The sequence below is a fragment of the Aminobacter sp. J41 genome (genome assembly GCF_000526635.1).
Classification (GTDB): Bacteria; Pseudomonadota; Alphaproteobacteria; order Rhizobiales; family Rhizobiaceae; genus Aerobium.
The window spans coordinates 1-17,089 of record NZ_JAGL01000033.1 but is presented as its reverse complement, the minus strand read 5'-3'; the positions used below and the strand labels follow the sequence as shown (position 1 = coordinate 17,089).

At 65.2% G+C, this 17,089-nt stretch carries 18 protein-coding genes; 10 read left to right on the top strand and 8 right to left on the bottom strand.

The features are described from left to right. Nucleotides 1-381: 381 nt before the first annotated feature. Nucleotides 382-2,070 carry a 5'-nucleotidase C-terminal domain-containing protein gene (locus L630_RS0117070; RefSeq protein WP_024849440.1) on the top strand — a complete coding sequence of 563 codons (1,689 nt, stop codon included), beginning with the start codon at nucleotides 382-384 and terminating at the stop codon, nucleotides 2,068-2,070. 59 nt (nucleotides 2,071-2,129) lie between these two features. Here the strand turns inward: L630_RS0117070 and L630_RS0117065 are convergent, their stop codons facing one another. Further along, nucleotides 2,130-3,086 carry a nitronate monooxygenase family protein gene (locus tag L630_RS0117065; protein ID WP_024849439.1) on the bottom strand — a complete coding sequence of 319 codons (957 nt, stop codon included), beginning with the start codon at nucleotides 3,084-3,086 and terminating at the stop codon, nucleotides 2,130-2,132. 193 nt (nucleotides 3,087-3,279) lie between these two features. On the opposite strand from L630_RS0117065, the gene L630_RS0117060 reads away from it, so the two are divergent. Continuing rightward, the gene (locus L630_RS0117060) at nucleotides 3,280-4,326 is read left to right on the top strand and encodes a hypothetical protein (protein WP_024849438.1); all 1,047 of its coding nucleotides are present in this window, start codon (nucleotides 3,280-3,282) and stop codon (nucleotides 4,324-4,326) included. Here L630_RS0117060 and L630_RS0117055 read toward each other — a convergent pair whose 3' ends face one another. Then, entirely contained in the window at nucleotides 4,327-5,910 is a 1,584-nt protein-coding gene (locus L630_RS0117055; RefSeq protein WP_024849437.1) for a cisplatin damage response ATP-dependent DNA ligase, read from the bottom strand. After that, a complete protein-coding gene (locus tag L630_RS0117050) occupies nucleotides 5,907-6,920 on the bottom strand; it encodes a ligase-associated DNA damage response exonuclease (RefSeq protein ID WP_024849436.1) in 1,014 nt (337 codons plus the stop codon). The genes L630_RS0117055 and L630_RS0117050 overlap by 4 nt, the downstream gene beginning before the upstream one ends. A gap of 99 nt (nucleotides 6,921-7,019) precedes the next feature. Here L630_RS0117050 and L630_RS0117045 point away from each other — a divergent pair, with 99 nt between their 5' ends. Together L630_RS0117045 and pdeM are read left to right on the top strand one after the other, a co-directional pair. Next, entirely contained in the window at nucleotides 7,020-9,530 is a 2,511-nt protein-coding gene (locus L630_RS0117045; protein WP_024849435.1) for a ligase-associated DNA damage response DEXH box helicase, read from the top strand. Next, nucleotides 9,527-10,234, top strand: a complete 708-nt coding sequence (gene pdeM / locus L630_RS0117040; protein ID WP_024849434.1) for a ligase-associated DNA damage response endonuclease PdeM — start codon at nucleotides 9,527-9,529, stop codon at nucleotides 10,232-10,234. Before L630_RS0117045 ends, pdeM begins: the two co-directional genes overlap by 4 nt. A gap of 4 nt (nucleotides 10,235-10,238) precedes the next feature. Here pdeM and L630_RS0117035 read toward each other — a convergent pair whose 3' ends face one another. The 3 genes from L630_RS0117035 to L630_RS0117025 form a co-directional block, all read right to left on the bottom strand. Next, nucleotides 10,239-11,039, bottom strand: coding sequence for a TIGR02186 family protein (locus L630_RS0117035; RefSeq protein ID WP_024849433.1), 801 nt, complete (start codon nucleotides 11,037-11,039; stop codon nucleotides 10,239-10,241). Between the two features lies 1 nt (nucleotide 11,040). Then, the gene (locus tag L630_RS0117030) at nucleotides 11,041-11,955 is read right to left on the bottom strand and encodes a sulfite exporter TauE/SafE family protein (protein WP_024849432.1); all 915 of its coding nucleotides are present in this window, start codon (nucleotides 11,953-11,955) and stop codon (nucleotides 11,041-11,043) included. A 147-nt stretch (nucleotides 11,956-12,102) separates the two neighbouring features. After that, nucleotides 12,103-12,531: a hypothetical protein gene (locus L630_RS0117025; protein ID WP_034330691.1), complete on the bottom strand. Its 429-nt coding sequence runs from the start codon at nucleotides 12,529-12,531 to the stop codon at nucleotides 12,103-12,105. A 124-nt stretch (nucleotides 12,532-12,655) separates the two neighbouring features. Between L630_RS0117025 and L630_RS0117020 the strand changes: the two genes are divergently transcribed. Next, on the top strand, nucleotides 12,656-13,003 hold the full coding sequence (locus L630_RS0117020) for a DUF952 domain-containing protein (RefSeq protein WP_024849430.1): 348 nt from the start codon (nucleotides 12,656-12,658) through the stop codon (nucleotides 13,001-13,003). Further along, a complete protein-coding gene (locus L630_RS0117015; RefSeq protein WP_024849429.1) occupies nucleotides 13,000-14,082 on the top strand; it encodes a quinone-dependent dihydroorotate dehydrogenase in 1,083 nt (360 codons plus the stop codon). The genes L630_RS0117020 and L630_RS0117015 overlap by 4 nt, the downstream gene beginning before the upstream one ends. Nucleotides 14,083-14,086: 4 nt before the next feature. Here L630_RS0117015 and L630_RS0117010 read toward each other — a convergent pair whose 3' ends face one another. Further along, nucleotides 14,087-15,424: an MATE family efflux transporter gene (locus L630_RS0117010; protein WP_024849428.1), complete on the bottom strand. Its 1,338-nt coding sequence runs from the start codon at nucleotides 15,422-15,424 to the stop codon at nucleotides 14,087-14,089. A gap of 4 nt (nucleotides 15,425-15,428) precedes the next feature. Beyond that, on the bottom strand, nucleotides 15,429-15,692 hold the full coding sequence (locus L630_RS0117005; protein WP_024849427.1) for a DUF6460 domain-containing protein: 264 nt from the start codon (nucleotides 15,690-15,692) through the stop codon (nucleotides 15,429-15,431). A gap of 210 nt (nucleotides 15,693-15,902) precedes the next feature. Between L630_RS0117005 and L630_RS23210 the strand changes: the two genes are divergently transcribed. From L630_RS23210 to L630_RS0116985, 4 genes are all read left to right on the top strand, one after another. Further along, the gene (locus L630_RS23210; RefSeq protein WP_024849426.1) at nucleotides 15,903-16,049 is read left to right on the top strand and encodes a hypothetical protein; all 147 of its coding nucleotides are present in this window, start codon (nucleotides 15,903-15,905) and stop codon (nucleotides 16,047-16,049) included. Nucleotides 16,050-16,105: 56 nt separating this feature from the next. Next, nucleotides 16,106-16,483 (top strand): DUF883 family protein, encoded by a 378-nt coding sequence (locus L630_RS0116995; RefSeq protein ID WP_024849425.1) that lies wholly within the window; start codon nucleotides 16,106-16,108, stop codon nucleotides 16,481-16,483. A gap of 104 nt (nucleotides 16,484-16,587) precedes the next feature. After that, nucleotides 16,588-16,785, top strand: coding sequence for a hypothetical protein (locus tag L630_RS0116990; protein WP_024849424.1), 198 nt, complete (start codon nucleotides 16,588-16,590; stop codon nucleotides 16,783-16,785). Nucleotides 16,786-16,915: 130 nt separating this feature from the next. Then, on the top strand, nucleotides 16,916-17,089 hold a 174-nt coding region (locus tag L630_RS0116985), incomplete at its 3' end, for a helix-turn-helix domain-containing protein (protein ID WP_024849423.1).

Genomic DNA, 17,089 nt, shown 5'->3' with positions numbered 1-17,089 from the left:
GATGGGCGTTGGTGGACGAACGGGATAGCGTTGGTCAAAGGACCGGAGGGCAGTGCGTTCCATTCGATGGTCCGCGTGGCTGTGGCCGTGGGTGGTTTGCATACACCTCTCCACTTCGTCATCGTCGGGCTTGACCCGACGATCCATGCCTGAACGGTGAAGCCGCACCGGCGGTGCAGGGGATGCTCGCAAGGACAGCCGGTGGCCTGTTCAGGCGCCCCTCATCTCAACGCCAAACATCCCCTTGACCGCCTTCACGGCGAAGACGAACATCGCCTCAGTAGGGCAGGTGACGGAGCAGCGCAAAACTTCACATGCTCCAGACCCGGCAGCAGAATTTGATGGGGAGCGTAACAACAAGCCACTCAGCCGGAGGCAAGAATGTCCGAGAAGGGGAATATCCACGCAGGCATAAATCTTTCCCGCAGAAGGTTTCTCCAGGTCGCAGGCGCGACGCTGGCGGTGGCGAGCGGCGGCGGGGTCGCAAGCTTCACGATGTCCTCGGCGCGGGCGCAGGGCACCTTCAAGCTGAACATTCTTCACATCAACGACATGCACTCGCGCGTCGAGTCGATCAGCCGCTTCAACTCCACCTGTTCGGTCGAGGACAAGGACGCCGGCAAATGCTTCGGCGGCTTCGGCCGGCTGGCGACCAAGATCCGCGAGCGGCGCAAGGAGATCGCGGACGCCGGCGAACATGTCCTCACGCTCGATGCCGGTGACCAGTTCCAGGGCTCGTTGTTCTACACGACCTATCGCGGCAAGGCCGAAGGCGAGTTCATGAACCGCATCGGCTTCGACCTGATGGCCGTCGGCAACCATGAGTTCGACAACGGGCCGGACACGCTGGCCGACTTCATCGACCTCGTCGAATTCCCGGTCATCTCCGGCAACATCAAGGTGGCCGAGGGCGAGAAGCTCGTCGGCAAGATCAAGGAGTGGCACGTCTTCGAAATCGGCGGCGAGAAGATCGGCGTGCTGGGCGTCACCGCGCCGGAGACAGCCGTGATCTCCATGCCCGGGCCGAACGTGACCTTCATCGATGACATCGAATACCTCCAGGAAGCGGTAAAGCGCATCCGCGCCGAAGAGGGCGTCAACAAGGTGCTGCTGCTTTCCCATGTCGGCTTCCCGCGCGACCAGGAGATCGCGGCGAAAGTGGAAGGCATTTCCGCCATCATCGGCGGGCACAGCCACACGCTGCTGTCGAACACGGAAGAGGGCGCGCCGTCCTATGCGACGCTAGTCGAGAACCCCGCCGGCCGCGCGGTGCCGATCGTGCAGGCTGGTGCCTATTCGAAGCACCTCGGTGACCTGGCGCTCGTCTTCGACGAGGAAGGCTACGTTGCGGAGGCGACCGGCGACACGCGCATTCTTGACGCGTCGATCGAGCCTGATCCGGAGATCGAGGCGCGCGTCGCCGAGCTCGCCGGCCCGATCGAGAAGATGAAGGCGACACCCATCGGCGAGGTCGCGGCGCCGATCGACGGCAGCCGCGAAAAGTGCCGCGCGGACGAGTGCGAGATGGGCGTTGCGGTGACCGATGCGATGCTGGCGCGCGTCGCCGATCAGGGCATCGCAATCGCCATCACCAATGGCGGCGGCCTGCGCGCTTCCATCGGCCAGGGCATCGCGACGGTGGGCGACGTGCTGTCGGTGCTGCCGTTCCAGAACACGCTCGCCACCATGAAGATCAAGGGCAAGGACATTGTCGCCTCGCTTGAGACCGGTGTGAACGATATCGAGAACGGTGCAGGCAAGTTCCCGCAGGTCGCGGGTCTGAAATACACCATCGACATGAACGTGCCGCCGGATGGCGGGCGCGTGAAGGACGTGCAGGTCAAGGAAGGCGACAACTGGGTGCCGATCGATCCGGAGAAGGTCTACGCCGTGGCTACCAACGACTTCATGCGCAAGGGCGGCGACGGCTATGCCCTGTTTGCCTCGAACGCGATCGACCCGTACGACTACGGCCCCGGCATGGAAGAGATGCTGGCAGAATACATCGCCAACAACGCGCCCTACCAGCCGAAGGTCGAAGGCCGCATCACGGTGATCGCGAAGAATTAGGAGCGCATCACTGCATCGAAGAAGCCGGGTCGCACACGGCCCGGCTTTTCCTTTGGCGATCACGCATCGCGCAGGCGCAGGCGCGCGTCGAAAAATTCCTCGGTGAGGCGGTTCACCAGCTCGGCGGTGCTGACGATCTCCTTGACCGCGCCGACACCCTGGCCGGCTCCCCAGATGTCCTTCCACGCCTTTGCGCTGGCATTGCCGAAGTCCATCTTCGACGGATCGGATTCCGGCAGATTGTCCGGGTCCATGCCGGCCGCTGCAATCGAGCCGCGTAAATAGTTGCCGTGAATGCCGGTGAAGAGGTTGGTGTAGATGATGTCGGCGGCCTTCGCCTCCGTCACCATCTGCTTGTAGGCCTCGGGCGCGCGCGCCTCGTGGGTAGCGATGAAGGGCGAGCCGACATAGGCGAGGTCCGCCCCCATCGCCTGCGCGGCGAGGATTGCGCTGCCGGTGGCGATGGCGCCGGAAAGCAGCAGCGGGCCGTCGAACCACTCGCGGATTTCCTGCACCAGTGCGAAAGGCGAAAGCGTGCCGGCATGGCCGCCTGCGCCGGCCGCAACCGCGATCAGTCCGTCGGCGCCCTTTTCTATCGCCTTGCGGGCATGGCGGTCGTGGATGACGTCGTGGAGGACGATGCCGCCGTAGGAGTGCACCGCGTCGTTCACCTCCGGAACGGCGCCGAGCGAGGTGATGACGATCGGCACCTTGTATTTCACGCAGAGCGCGAGGTCGTGCTCCAGGCGCTTGTTCGACTTGTGGACGATCTGGTTGACCGCGAAGGGGGCGGCGAGGAGGTCTGCGTTCGCAGCGTTATGGCTGGCGAGCTCTTCCGTCATCTGCGCCAGCCATTCGTCAAGCTGGGCCTCGGGCCGGGCGTTGAGCGCGGGAAACGAGCCGACAATGCCCGCCTTGCACTGGGCGAGCGCAAGCTGCGGATTCGAGATGATGAACATTGGGGAGGCCACGACGGGGATGCGAAGATTCGACTTCAGAACTTCCGGTAGTGCCATTCCCCATCCTCACCTTGACGTAAGCGTCATTCCCAAGCGCGGTTGTTGTAACAGACCCCCCGCGACCCGCAATACCGTGTACGGTCACGAAATGTTCCAGCTGGCATTCCCCCGCAACTTTCCGCGCCGTCATTGATTGCAACCCGGCAAGCGGCTAACCATGCACCAGACACACGATTTGCGGTGGAACAGCGTGGACCCGATCGAGAAAGCGATACGATCCGCCTTCGAGAAAGGCGACACCAGCCAGCGGGCTTACCGCGAGAAGGTTTACCGGTCGGCTTTTGCCGCGCTGGAGCGGGCGCTGCAGTCGAACCCGAACGTCACGCCAGCGATCACCCAGCGCCGCCGACAGGAACTGTCGGCGAAGATCACCCAGATCGAATCGGAATTCATTCCGGTGCCGTCGGTGGACGCGCCGTGCCGCCCGCCTCACGCACCCGCGCCTGAAGTGTCGGTTGGCCGACGTGAGCCGGAACTCGGCTTCGATCCGGTCGTCACGCCGCGTGACCGACCGGATGCTGCGCCAACCCCGGGACCGGAAGAGGCGGCCATCGCCGCGCCGGTGAAGGGCGACCGCCCGCCGCGTGTTCGTCGCAGCTGGGTCGCGCCGCTCGTCGCCCTCCTCGTGTTCGCGGCGCTGATCGGCGGCGTCTACATGTTCCTCAAGAGCGGCGCGGCGAAGCTGCCGGCGCCCGCTCCGCAGCAGCCCGCAGCCGAGCAGCAGCAATCGCAACCGCAGGCCGCACAGTCCGATACACCGCCGCCGGCGCTAGGCGAAGATAACGATCTTTCCGACTGGATCTCGGTGTTCAGCCCGGCCGATCCTTCGACCGTCACCGCGCCGGGTGATACCCGCGCCGAGGTCGACGAGACGAACGGCGAGAGCTTCATGCGTATCGCTTCGGGTGCTTCGGGCTCGCCGATCCTGTTCGACGTGGGGCAGGGGATTCTCGATCAGCTCGCCGGCCGAAAGGTCGTGTTCGCCATCGTCGCCAACTCCGCCGACGGCAACGAGACACAGATTTCGGTCGAGTGCAGTCTGGCCGACCTCGGCGACTGCGGCCGCAAGCGCTTCATCGTCCGCGACACGCGCGAGCATTTCCTGTTCGAGGTTGATCTGCCGGATACCAATCCGGGCTCTGGCGGCATCATCTCGATCAACCCCGACATCGAGGGCAAGGGCCGCGCGGTCGAGGTCTACGCGATCCGCGTGACGCCGGCGGGTCCGGCCGGCTGATCAGTCAAGCAGCGCCGTCAGCGTTTCGAGCCGGTCGGCCTCGGCCGGCGGCTTGTCCCAGCGCAGCCGCGACACGCGCGGAAAGCGCATGGCAACGCCGGACTTGTGGCGCGTCGAGCGCGCCAGCCCTTCGAACGCGACCTCGATGACGAGCCCGTGGTTGGGCTCGGCGCGCACCGAACGCACCGGCCCGAAGCGCTCGACCGTGTTGTCGCGGATGTACTTGTCGATCTGGCGCAGTTCCTCGTCGGTGAAGCCGAAATAAGCCTTGCCGACCGGCACCAGCTCGTCACCGTTCCAGACCCCGAAGGTGTAGTCGGAATAGTAGCCCGAGCGCTTGCCGTGGCCGCGCTGGGCATACATCAGCACCGCGTCAACGGTGTGCGGGTCGCGCTTCCACTTGAACCACGGGCCTTTCGGGCGGCCAGCCATATAGGGCGTGTCGAGCCGCTTCAGCATCACGCCTTCGATGATCGGATGCGGCGGGGATACGCGCAGCCGTTCAAGATGCTCCCAGTCAGTGAACGGCACGATGGGCGAGAGGTCAAAGCGCGAGGGATCGAGTTCGCCGACGAATTTTTCCAACCGCCGCCGACGCTCGGAAAGGGGCAGGGCGCGAATGTCTTCCTTGCCATCGATCAGGAGGTCGTAGCAGCGCACGAAGGCAGGATAATCGCGGATCGTCTTGGCCGGCACGACCTTGCGGTTGAGCCGCTGCTGCAGGTCGGAGAAGGTGCCAAGATGGTCGGGCGGGCGGCCGACCAGCAACTCGCCGTCGATGGCGCCTTCAAAGCTCATGGCTTCGAGAAGGTCGGGGAAGGTGCCGGAGATGTCGTCGCCAGTGCGCGAATAAAGCCTGCGTACGCCCTCTTCGCACACCGCCTGGACGCGGATGCCGTCCCACTTCCATTCCGCCGAATAGTCTGCCGGGTCGATCTTCGACAGGTCCGCGTCCTGCACCGGCGTCGACAGCATCACCGGTCGGAACGGCGCGTAGCCCGCCTGCTCGGGCTTCGGCCCGCGCCCTTCCAGCCAGGCAAACAGGTTCTCGTAGGGACGCGTCAGGCCGTGCCAGAGCTCCTCGATCTCGTGCACCTCGATATTGCCGAAATCGGCCAGCGCCTGCTTGGCAAGCCGCGCCGAGACGCCGACACGCAGGCCCCCCGTCACCAGCTTGATCAGCGCAAAGCGCGACGGTGGCTCGAGCCGGTCGAGGAGCGAGGCAAGCACCTTCGGCGCGTCGGAACGGCTGGCGGCATGGAGCGTCTCGACCGCGTAGGAGAGCGAAATGTCCCGGTCGTTGGCGCGTCCGCCGTCGGGCCAGACCAGAGAGACGGTCTCGGCGAGGTCGCCGACATAGTCGTAGGAATAGGCAAACAGCACCGGGTCCATCCGCTCCATGACGAGCGTGCGCAGCAGCGCCGGCTTCACCGCCGCGAAAGACAGCTCGCCCGTCAGCGCCGCCAGCGCCAGCCCCCGCTCGGGATCGGGCAACTCGCGGAAGTGATCGGTCATCAGCTTGAGCTTCGCATTGCGCGAAGAGGTCAGCAGCAGGCGGTCGAGGAGTTCGGCAAAGCGCTTCATGCGTCGCCCTCATCCTCGTAACCAACGAGATGCAGCGGCCGGGCCTTGATGCCCTCGAGCTCGCACCAGCGGACCAGCGCTTCCTCGCGCCCGTGGGTCACCCACACTTCGGAAGCGCCGGTTTCGCGGATGGTGGCGATCAGCTCGTCCCAGTCGGAATGGTCGGAGAGGATGATCGGCAATTCGACGCCGCGCTGCTTGGCGCGCTGGCGAATGCGCATCCAGCCCGAGGCGAAGGCCGCGACCGGATCGGGGAAGCGCCGCGCCCAGCGGTCGGCGAAGGCCGATGGCGGGCCGACCACCAGCGCGCCGGCGAAGTCAGTGCGGTCGGATCGATCGAGAGTGGCCGGGGAGAAGGGGCCGAGGTCAATGCCGCGGAAGGCATAGTAGTCGCACAGGCGTGCAAGCGCGCCATGAATGTAGATGGTCTCGCTGTAGCCGGCCTGGCGGACCAGCTTGATGACGCGCTGCGCCTTGCCGAGCGCATAGGCGCCGACGAGATGCGAGCGCTCCGGAAACTGCGACATGGATTTCAAGAGGCGCGCGATCTCGTCCTCCGGCTTCGGATGGCGGAAGACCGGCAGGCCGAAGGTCGCCTCGGTGATGAAGACGTCGCAAGGAACCAGTTCGAACGACGCGCAGGTGGGATCGCTGGTGCGCTTGTAGTCGCCTGAGGCAACGATGCGCGTGCCGTTGTGCTCGACGGCGATCTGGGCAGAACCCAGCACGTGCCCGGCCGGGTGGAAGCTCACGCGCACGCCGTTGACGTTCACCTCTTCGCCGAGCTTGGCGACCTGCGTTGCGCCGGCGAAATTCTCGCCGCAGCGGATCGCCATGATGTCCAGCGTCTCGGCTGTCGCCATGACATGGCCGTGGCCGGGGCGGGCGTGATCGGAATGGCCGTGGGTGATCAGCGCGCGTTCCACCGGCCGCACCGGGTCGATGTAGAAATCGCCGGGAGGACAGTAGAGCCCTTCAGGGCGCGGATGGAGAAGCTGGTGCGGGTTCATCTGCTGCAAAGATAGGAAATCCGTCGGCTGCGGAAAGAGGACGCGCGGACGCTGCCGACATGACTTGGAAAGAGATCGTCCAGGCGCTACCTCTGGGCGGTGAAAAACGACGTCCTGCGCTCCGCAATACTTCCGGATCGGTTCCAGCGCTGGTTTGCCGAGCGCGGCTGGGCGCCGCGTCCGCACCAGCTCGAACTGCTCGGCCGCGCGCAGGCGGGATCGTCGGTCCTGCTGATCGCGCCGACCGGCGCCGGCAAGACGCTCGCCGGCTTCCTGCCGTCGCTGACTGACCTTGCGATGCGGCCGAAGAGGAAGCCGGGCGAGGCCTATCGCGGTATCCACACGCTCTACATCTCGCCGCTCAAGGCGCTTGCGGTCGACATCGAGCGAAACCTCGGCAAGCCGGTCGCCGAAATGGGCCTCGACATCAGCATCGAGACGAGGACAGGCGATACGCCCACCCACAAACGCCAGCGGCAGAAGCTGGCTCCGCCGGACATCCTGCTGACGACGCCCGAGCAGCTGGCGCTGCTCTTGTCGTCAAAGGACTCCGAGCGGTTCTTTTCCGGCCTGCGCTACGTGGTGCTGGATGAGCTGCATTCGCTGGTTACCTCCAAGCGCGGCCATCTGCTGGCACTGGGGCTGGCGCGGCTGCGGCGCTACGTGCCCGGGCTCCAGTCGGTCGGCCTTTCGGCGACGGTCGCCGATCCCGATGCGCTGCGGCGCTGGCTGGTCTCGCAGAACCCGCCGGGTGCGATGGCGGACATCATCACCGTCGAGGGCGGCGCAAAGCCGATCATCACCATCCTCGATTCCGAGGAGCGGGTGCCGTGGGCGGGGCATGGTGCGCAATACGCGATCCGTGAGGTCTACGAAGCGATCAAGCAGCACCGGACCACGCTGATCTTTGTCAATACGCGCTCGCAGGCCGAGCGCCTGTTCGGCGATCTCTGGCGCATCAACGAGGACACGCTGCCGATCGCGCTGCATCACGGCTCGCTCGACGTTGCCCAGCGGCGCCGCGTCGAGAAGGCGATGGAGGAGAACGCGCTGCGCGCGGTGGTTGCCACCTCCACGCTCGACCTTGGCATCGACTGGGGCGACGTCGACCTTGTCATCCATGTTGGTGCGCCGAAGGGCGCGAGCCGCCTTGCCCAGCGTATCGGCCGCTCGAACCACCGCATGGACGAGCCAAGCCGCGCCATCCTCGTCCCCGCCAACCGCTTCGAGGTTCTCGAATGCCGGGCGGCGATCGAGGCCAACTACATCGGCGCGCAGGACACGCCACCGCTGCTCACCGGTTCGCTCGACGTGCTGGCGCAGCATGTGATGGGCATGGCGTGTGCGGAGCCGTTCGACGAGGCAGAGCTGCTGGCGGAAGTGCGCACGGCCGAGCCCTATTCGAGGCTCGATGCGGAGACGTTCCGCAAGGTGGTCGAGTTCGTGGCGACGGGCGGCTATGCGCTGCGCAGCTACGAGCGCTACGCCCGCATCCGCCAGACGAAGGAGGGCAAATGGCGCGTCTCGCATCCGCGCTTTGCCCAGCAATACCGGCTCAATGTCGGGACCATCATCGAAGCGCCGATGCTGAACGTGCGTCTGACGCGGCAACGCGGCAAAGGCGGCAACGCCTTTGGGGGGCCGGTGCTCGGCAAGGTCGAGGAATATTTCCTCGAGACGCTGTCGCCGGGCGACACCTTCCTGTTTTCCGGTCGCATGCTGCGCTTCGAGGGCATTCGCGAGAACGAATGCTACGTGACTAATGCGGCTGGCGAGGACGCACGCGTGCCGGCCTATGCCGGCGGCAAGTTTCCGCTTTCGACCTATCTCGCCGCCGAGGTGCGGGGCATGCTTGCCGATCCCGCGCGCTGGCACGTGCTGCCCGACCAGGTCGCCGAATGGCTGGCGCTGCAGCGCGACAAGTCGATGCTGCCGCGCGCCGGTGATTTGCTCATCGAGACCTTTCCGCGGGGTAAGCGCTACTACATGGTCGCGTACCCGTTCGAGGGGCGGCTCGCGCACCAGACGCTCGGCATGCTCCTGACAAGAAGGCTTGAGCGCGGCGGCGCCCGGCCGCTCGGTTTTGTGGCCACAGATTACTCGCTGGCGATCTGGGCGCATGCCGACATTGGCCGGCTGCACCGCTCCGGCAAGCTGCCATTTGCGGAGCTGTTCGACGAGGACATGCTGGGCGACGATCTCGACGCCTGGCTCGCCGAAAGCTGGATGCTCAAGCGCTCTTTCCGCAATTGTGCGGTGATCGCGGGCCTGATCGAGAAGCGCCATCCGGGGCAGGAAAAGACCGGCCGGCAGGTGACCGTATCGGCCGACCTCATCTACGACGTGCTGCGCACCCACGAGCCGGACCACATCCTGCTGCGCGCGACGCGGATGGATGCAGGGGCGGGGTTGCTGGATGTCAGTAGGCTTGCGGACATGCTCTCGCGGATCAAGGGCAGAATCGTGCATAAGGCGCTTGATCGCATCTCGCCTCTCGCCGTCCCCGTCATGCTGGAGATCGGCAGGGAAAGCGTGCGGGGCGAGGCGGATGACCTTCTGCTGTCGGAGGCGGAAGACGAACTCATCCGCGAGGCAATGGGCGAAGGATGAACGCAGAGCCGCAGAAGTCGCAGTTTGCAGGGCAGATCGTCATTGCGGGCGAGCTCGCCATGTGCGACGCGCGCGGCGCGCTCTACTTCCCGGACCTAGGTCTCCTGACAGTTTCGGACCTGCACCTCGAGAAGGGCTCGTCCTACGCGCGGCGCGGTCAGCTCCTGCCGCCCTATGACACGGCCGCAACGCTGCAGAAGCTCGCCAGCGTGATGGCGGACTATAATCCGCGCATGGTTATCAGCCTCGGCGACAGCTTCCATGATGGGGGCGGGGCGAACCGCATGCCGCAGCCGTTCCGAGATAGCCTCGTCGAGCTGATGCTTGGCCGCGAGTGGCTATGGGTTGCCGGCAACCACGATCCCGACGCGCCGGCCGACCTGCCGGGCTCTACGGTGACGGAGCTTGCCATCGGCGGGTTGCGCTTCCGCCACGAGCCGCTGAGCGGAGCTTCTACAGGCGAGATCGCCGGACATCTGCATCCGGGCGCGGTTGTGGTTCACAAAGGCAGGGCGGTGCGCCGCCGCTGCTTCGCGACCGATGGCGAGCGGCTGATCATGCCCGCCTTCGGCGCCTATACCGGCATGCTCAACGTGCTCGACAAGGCCTATCGCGGGCTGTTCCGCTGGGAAGCCTTTGTGGCGCATGTGCTCGGCGACAGCCGCGTCTTCGCCATTTCCCGCCGCCTGCTGCGCGGCAGCTAAGCGATCAATCCCTGCGGAAGATGATCCGGCCGAGCCAGCCGGTGACGAAGGCAAGCAGCACTGCTGCAATGCCATAGAGGAAGCCGTGGTTCTGCGCGGCGCGGTAGACGCGCTGCTCGAAGCCCGCCTTGAGGATCGCCAGCTGCGCCGAGTTCTCCTTGATGAAGACGCCGTTCTTGAACAGGAAGGCGCGGGCGCGGTGCGTACCGACCGGCACGTTGGGCGCAAGGTGGAGAGTTGCTCGGAACAGGTTCTGCGACAGGAACTGGACGCCGCCGATGCGCTCGCTGAACAGGCCGCTTGCCTTCTTGCGCTCGCGCAGCGCATTGGAGAATTCCTCCAGCGTTACCGGGTCGCCGTTGCGGTCGTAGGGCGTGATGTTGACGTTCTCGGCGCCCAGCGCCAGCTGCTTGTAGTTGGCCGTGTTGGTGATGTCCTGGCGCGCACGCGTCGTCGCGACCGAGTAGCTCATCGGCACGTTCACGAAGGTCTCGGACTGGGTGTTGATCCACATGCCCAGCACGCGCGTCTTCTTGCGCACCACGACGGGCCGGGCCGGGCCTTCCAGCACGACGATGACGTCGTAGCGGCCCTGCCGCGCGACCATCGGGTCGGCATTGTCGAGCGCGCCGAAGATGGTGAGGTCGGCACCTGAGAAGTCGGAGGTGATCGTCACGCGGTCGGTCGACAGGCCGATCTGGATCGACTCAGGAACAATTTCGGGCGCCTGCGCGCGCGCTTCGACGGCGCAAAGGGTCAGGATGAATAGCAGGAACGGGAGCTTGCATGCCTTGATCTGCCGCATGTCACAGCCCCGTCAGCGAATAGACGGATGCCGGGCGCACGAACAGATCGAACGCCAGGCGCAGCGCAACCGCGAGAACCAGCAGCGCGAGCAGCGCGCGCAACTGCTCGCCGCGCAGCTTCTGGCCGGCCCGTGCGCCATACTGTGCACCGGCGACGCCGCCGACCATCAAAAGAAACGCCAGCACGATGTCGACCGTCTGGTTGGCGGTCGAGTGGACGATGGTGGTGTAGGCGGCGGTGAAGATGATCTGGAACAGCGACGTGCCGACGACGACGTTGGTCGGCACCTTCAATAGGTAGATCAGCGCCGGGATCATGATGAAGCCGCCGCCGACGCCCATGATCGAGGCGAGGAAGCCAATCACCGCGCCGATGCCGAGCACCGGAATGACGCTGACGAACATCTTCGACTGGCGGAACCGCATCTTGAACGGCAGGCGGTGGATCCAGTTGTGCTGGCCGGGCTGGCGCAGGGCAGGCGTCGCGCCGGTTCTCGCCCGCTGCAGCGCGCGCACGCTTTCGACCAGCATCAGGCCGCCGACGGTTCCGAGCAGGGCGACGTAGACCAGCGACACGAACAGGTCGAGCTGGCCGACGCTGCGCAAGAGCGCGAAGACCCACGCGCCGAGTGTCGATCCGGCGATACCGCCGACGAGCAGCACCGTGCCGAGCTTGAAGTCGATCGTGCCCTTCTTCAGGTGCACCAGCGCGCCGGAGACCGAGGACGCGACCACCTGGTTGGCGCCCGTTGCCACGGCGATGGCCGGCGGGATGTTGTAGAAGATCAGGAGTGGCGTGATCAGGAAGCCGCCGCCGACGCCGAACATGCCGGACAGAAAGCCCACCGCGGCCCCCATGGCCAGAATGACGACCATGTTGACGGACATTTCGGCGATGGGAAGATAGATGCCCACCCGTCCAACTCGACTGCTCGTGGCCTGATCCCGGGAGCTTTCCTGATCAGGAATAACGTCAGGAAAGCATGTTGTTCTTGCGCTCGTATTAACGCGAAGTCAAACCGCCGGAGCGGCTTCCGGCGCAAATTTGACCCTCTTTCCGGCTCAGGTGCGGTCCGGAGTGGGTTCCGCAGGCTCTTTTTCGCGGAAAGTGCGGTCGAGATCGGTCACGATGCCCATGAAGCGGCGGAAGAAGCGTTCCATGTAGCCGAGCGTCTGTTCGAACTCTTCCTCGCTCGGAAGGTCGGATTTCACGCCGCTCTTTTCGAGCCCGGCAAGCCGCTTCTCGAGAGCCTCGACGCGCTGTTCAAGCTTGCCGATGTCCGCCTCGTAGGCGTCCCGGTCCTCGGTCGCCATGCGGCAGACAAGCTGCTGGCCCTGCTCCGTACAGGTCGACATCCGCCCGGTCTGTGTGTCGAGGCGGACATAGCCGTTTTCCGTCCTCTCGAGCTTGTAGCGGTCCTCCTGCGCCGCGAGCGGCGTGGCGGCCAGCGCTCCAAGAGCGGTAAGGGCAATCAGGCGGGCGTGCTGCATGAGATCCTCCTTGGACAGCCGATCCACATTCCTGCGTAAGTTTGTGCCGTAATTGCGTCACGGGCGTGGATGATGAGGGTTCCGGCGCTTTCCTTCGCCAGCCAATCCGCCTATAGGCCCTGCCATGTCCAAGCTCATCTACAAGATCGCTCCCGACTCCCTGTGGCGTGACGCCGAGGCAGCCGGGGTCTTTTCTGGCGCGCCGATCGATCTTGCCGATGGCTTCATCCATTTTTCGACTGCCGAGCAGGTGCGCGAGACCGCAGCAAAGCACTTTGCCGGCCAGGACAACCTGCTGCTGATCGCGGTTGACGCCGAAAAACTTGACGACGCACTGAAGTGGGAGGTCTCGCGCGGCGGCGCGCTGTTCCCGCATCTCTACGCGCCGCTCGATCCCGCATCCGCCGTCTGGGTTCGGCCGCTGCCGCTGGGCGAAGACGGCAAGCACGAATTTCCGGAGCTGCCCGCATGATGTTCGAGCGAATTGGCCGCAGGGCGCTCTTCACGCTTGATCCCGAGACCGCGCATCACGCGTCGATCATCGCGCTCAAGAGCGGCCTGCCACTCGCCTGCACGCCGGACAGGGACCTCGCGCTGGCGCAGACGGTGGCGGGCATCGACTTTCCGAACCCGCTCGGCATGGCTGCCGGCTACGACAAGAATGCCGAGGTGCCGGACGCGCTGCTTGGCCTCGGCTTCGGCTTTGCCGAGGTCGGCACGCTGACGCCGCGCCCGCAGGCGGGCAATCCCAAGCCGCGCATCTTCCGCCTGGAAGAAGACGAAGCCGTCATCAACCGGCTCGGCTTCAACAATGCCGGCCACATTGCCGGGCTGTCGCGCCTTCAGGCTCGCCTGGGGAAGGGCGGCATCGTCGGCGTCAACATCGGCGCCAACAAGGACAGCGACGACCGCATCGCGGACTATCGCATCGGCGTCCAGCGCTTCGCCGCGGTGGCGACGTATCTGACGATCAACATCTCCTCGCCCAACACACCGGGCCTTCGGGACCTGCAGGCGCGCGCGAGCCTTGCCGAGCTTCTGAGCGAGGTTGCCGCCGCACGCGATGAGCAGACGCTCGTCATTGGCAGGCACGTTCCGATCTTCCTCAAGATCGCTCCGGATCTGGTCGAGGAGGAACTCGACGACATTGCAGCCGAGGTGCTCGACAAGCGCATCGACGGCGTGATCGTTTCGAACACGACGCTGTCGCGCGACGGGCTCACCAACCGCAAGGCAAGTGAGTCCGGCGGCATGTCGGGCAAGCCGCTGTTCGTGCGCTCGACGGTGCAGCTGGCGCGCATGCGCCGCCGCCTCGGACCGGACGTTGCCATCATCGGCTGCGGAGGCGTCGACTCGGCGGAAGCCGCGGCGGAAAAGATCCGCGCCGGCGCCGACCTCGTCCAGCTCTACACCGGCATGATCTATGGCGGGCCGTCGCTGCCCGGCCGGATCGTCCGCGAGCTTGGCCGCATCGTCCGCCGCGAGGGCTATACGTCGGTGACGCAAATGCGCGACCGCTCGCTCGAAATGTGGGAAGCAGCCTCGTTCTGAGCCGTCAGGCGAAGGTCGTCCGCGCCCGCGCAGGCAGCCGTGACAGCAGGCTGAAACCGCGCGTCAGCAGGAAGATGTGCAGCGCGCTCCACAGTCCAACATTGCCGAATGCCGGGATCAGCAGCCACAACGCCGCGATGAAGACAGCGAACGAGGCGACCATCATGTTGCGCAGGTCGCTCGACCAGGTCGCGCCCATGAAGACGCCGTCCATCTGGAAGGCGAGCACGCCCGTGACCGAGGTGAACGCGGCCCACGGCAGGTAGGCAAGGGCGAGTTCCCGCACCTCCGGCGAGGTGGTCATCAGGTCGATCAGCAGATCGCCGCGCCACAGGAAGAACAGCGTCACGCCGCCAGCGACCGAAAAGCCCCACACTGCAGTGAGACGCACGGCACGGTCGAAGGCGTGACGGTAGCGCGCGCCGATCGCGCGGCCGGCCAGCTGCTCGGCGGCAGCCGCGAAGCCGTCAAGAAAATAGCCGGACAACAGGAAGAAGTTCATCAGCACCGCATTTGCCGCCAGCGTCAGCGTGCCGAGTTGTGCGCCCTGCCGCGCGAGGATCGCGAAGGCGCCGAGCAGGACGAACGAGCGGATCATGATGTCGCGGTTGAGCGCGAACATCACCTTCAGCGAGGCGACATTGCGCAGCGCGCCTTGCGCCAGCGGCGGCAGTCGCCGGAAGCGCAGGATGAGGATGCAGAGGCCGATGATGGCGGCGGAAGCTTCCGCGCAGACGGTCGCCCAGGCAACGCCCGCAATGCCCCAGCCCATCCACAGGCCGAGCGACACTGAGAGCACCATGTTGAGCACGTTGATGATGAGCTGCAGCACCAGGCCGAGGCTCGCCTGTCCGCGCCCGAGGAGGTAACCGAGGATGACGTAGTTCGACAGCGACAGCGGCGCGGCGAGCAGGCGGATGGTGACATAGGTGCTCATCGCGTCGCTGACCGCAGGCTCCGCATCCATGAACAGCCGCCCCGCCCAGGCAATCAGTTGGGAGGCAACGGCGAGCAGGATGCCGGCGCACACGGCGACAATCAGCGCGCGCCAGAACACGGCCTGCTCTTCCTGCGGATCGCCGCGGCCATAGGCCTGCGCGACGAGCCCGGTCGTGCCGGTGCGCAGGAAGTTGAAGGTCGAGAAGACGAGGTCGAACAGCACCGCCCCGGCAGCCAGCCCGCCCAGCATCGCCGGATCGCCAAGCCGGCCGATTACCGCCGTGTTGACGATGCCGATCATCGGCGTCGTCATGTAGGCGACCATCATTGGCAGGGCGATCGCCAGCACCAGTCGGTTGGTGACCTCGAAACGCCGAGGCTCGCTCGATCCTCCCTCCTGCACGGGGCTATTTTCGCCAGCTGACGAGGCGCAGGATCAGGAACGCCGGCACCACGATCGCCGCGCCGAGCAGGAAATAGCTCAGGAAGCGGTAGATCGCCTCAAAGCCCATGTTCCAGAGGCCGGCGAAGAAGTCGGCGATGCCTCGCAGCACATCCTGAGGCGACCAGCCGAAGGTCGCCATCACCACGCCGACGAGGAAGGACACCACGATCAGCTTGAGCGCGACGCGAAAGGGCGTGTCGCCGAGAAAGCGGGTGAGTGCGCTCATGCCTGTCTCCTGACAATTGTTACACCGAGATACGCTGCCCGCCCGCCTGCTTCAAGACCAGTCCGGCGGGCAACCAATGATCTACTTCCGCGTTGAACCGGCACCACGGGGACACGTGGCAACAAACGAGGGCGTCATCCCGAAAGCTATGCAGCGGCCTGTTCGCTGGCGCTTTCCATGGACAGCCGCCCGCGCATTTGAGGGTCATTGATGAAGCAGAACCACCTCTATCTCGTCGTCGGCGCGCTTGCCGTCGCGGTCGTCGCTCTCGGCATCTACGTGTTTCGCGAGGAGTCGAAGCCGGACGGCATCGAGCTGCGGGTCGGCGAGTCCGGAATTTCCGTCGAACGCAACTGACGGACGATCGGGACGTTTGGGCGGGGTGTTATCCAGCGACACAGAAGGAGCCATTCATGGCCGAGAACGAAAACATTGCCACCAACCGCAACCTGAACCAGAACGCGGAGAATGACCGCAAGGACATGGAAAAGCAGATCTCGGACCTGAAGGCCGAGGTTGCGAGCCTTACCCAGCAGCTGTCGGAACGGGGCAAGCAGGCCTATGAGGACCTGCGCGAAGACGCAGAAGGTCTCTATGACGAGGCGTCGCGCCGGGCGCGCCGTGCCGGCCGCCAGCTTCGCTCGCAGGCGAATGCGGTGTCGGAAACCATCCGCGACAATCCGGGAACGGCAGCAACGCTGCTCTCCTCGGCGGGCCTTATCGGCCTCCTGATCGGCTTCCTCATCGGCCAGTCGGTCGGCAGCAGCCAGCCGCCGCGTCGCTGGTACTGATTTTCTGCACTTCCTCGCAAAGCCCCGCCCGATGGCGGGGCTTTTTTGCATGCCGGAACATCCGGCCTCTCCCGCTGGTTGCGGGGGAAAACCGGAGCCCATGTATGTCGAAAAGACCCAACACGCCAGAGCAGCCATCCAGGAAACGCGAGCAAAAGGCACTGATCGTTGCGCTGGCAATCGTCATTGCCATCATCGCCGCCTACTTTGTTTTCGATCTGGGCTTCCGGACCGCCCCGGAGACGGACAACAATGGTTCGATGCGCGCAGTTGAACCGGAGCAGATGCAGCCGGAAGGCTAGCCGTGTACTTGAGCTGTCGAGGACGGAATGCCCGACCTGAGAGATAGGTGACAGTTCGTACCGGAGACATGGGTTACACTTTTCGGTTTTGGGCCGGGAGGTGTCGATGCCGTGGAGAGAGACTTCGGTGATGGATGAGCGTCTTCGATTTGTCGCCCGCTTGCTGGAGGGCGAAGGGATGAGCGAGGTGTGTCGGGACTTCGGCATTTCGCGCAAGACCGGTTACAAGATCTTCAATCGCTACAAGGAGGATGGCATTGATGCGTTGACGGACCGGTCGCGGCGACCGGTGCGCTACGCCAAT

What these genes read in the sequence shown, in the direction of transcription:
- L630_RS0116990 (WP_024849424.1), top strand. Translation starts at nt 16,588, where the DNA reads ATGTCGAAAAGACCCAACACGCCAGAGCAGCCATCCAGGAAACGCGAG.
- L630_RS0117015 (WP_024849429.1), top strand. Translation starts at nt 13,000, where the DNA reads ATGATGTTCGAGCGAATTGGCCGCAGGGCGCTCTTCACGCTTGATCCC.
- pdeM (WP_024849434.1), top strand. Translation starts at nt 9,527, where the DNA reads ATGAACGCAGAGCCGCAGAAGTCGCAGTTTGCAGGGCAGATCGTCATT.
- L630_RS23210 (WP_024849426.1), top strand. Translation starts at nt 15,903, where the DNA reads ATGAAGCAGAACCACCTCTATCTCGTCGTCGGCGCGCTTGCCGTCGCG.
- L630_RS0116995 (WP_024849425.1), top strand. Translation starts at nt 16,106, where the DNA reads ATGGCCGAGAACGAAAACATTGCCACCAACCGCAACCTGAACCAGAAC.
- L630_RS0117020 (WP_024849430.1), top strand. Translation starts at nt 12,656, where the DNA reads ATGTCCAAGCTCATCTACAAGATCGCTCCCGACTCCCTGTGGCGTGAC.
- L630_RS0117005 (WP_024849427.1), bottom strand. Translation starts at nt 15,692, where the DNA reads ATGAGCGCACTCACCCGCTTTCTCGGCGACACGCCCTTTCGCGTCGCG.
- L630_RS0117055 (WP_024849437.1), bottom strand. Translation starts at nt 5,910, where the DNA reads ATGAAGCGCTTTGCCGAACTCCTCGACCGCCTGCTGCTGACCTCTTCG.
- L630_RS0117035 (WP_024849433.1), bottom strand. Translation starts at nt 11,039, where the DNA reads ATGCGGCAGATCAAGGCATGCAAGCTCCCGTTCCTGCTATTCATCCTG.
- L630_RS0117025 (WP_034330691.1), bottom strand. Translation starts at nt 12,531, where the DNA reads ATGCAGCACGCCCGCCTGATTGCCCTTACCGCTCTTGGAGCGCTGGCC.
- L630_RS0117070 (WP_024849440.1), top strand. Translation starts at nt 382, where the DNA reads ATGTCCGAGAAGGGGAATATCCACGCAGGCATAAATCTTTCCCGCAGA.
- L630_RS0117065 (WP_024849439.1), bottom strand. Translation starts at nt 3,086, where the DNA reads ATGGCACTACCGGAAGTTCTGAAGTCGAATCTTCGCATCCCCGTCGTG.
- L630_RS0117050 (WP_024849436.1), bottom strand. Translation starts at nt 6,920, where the DNA reads ATGAACCCGCACCAGCTTCTCCATCCGCGCCCTGAAGGGCTCTACTGT.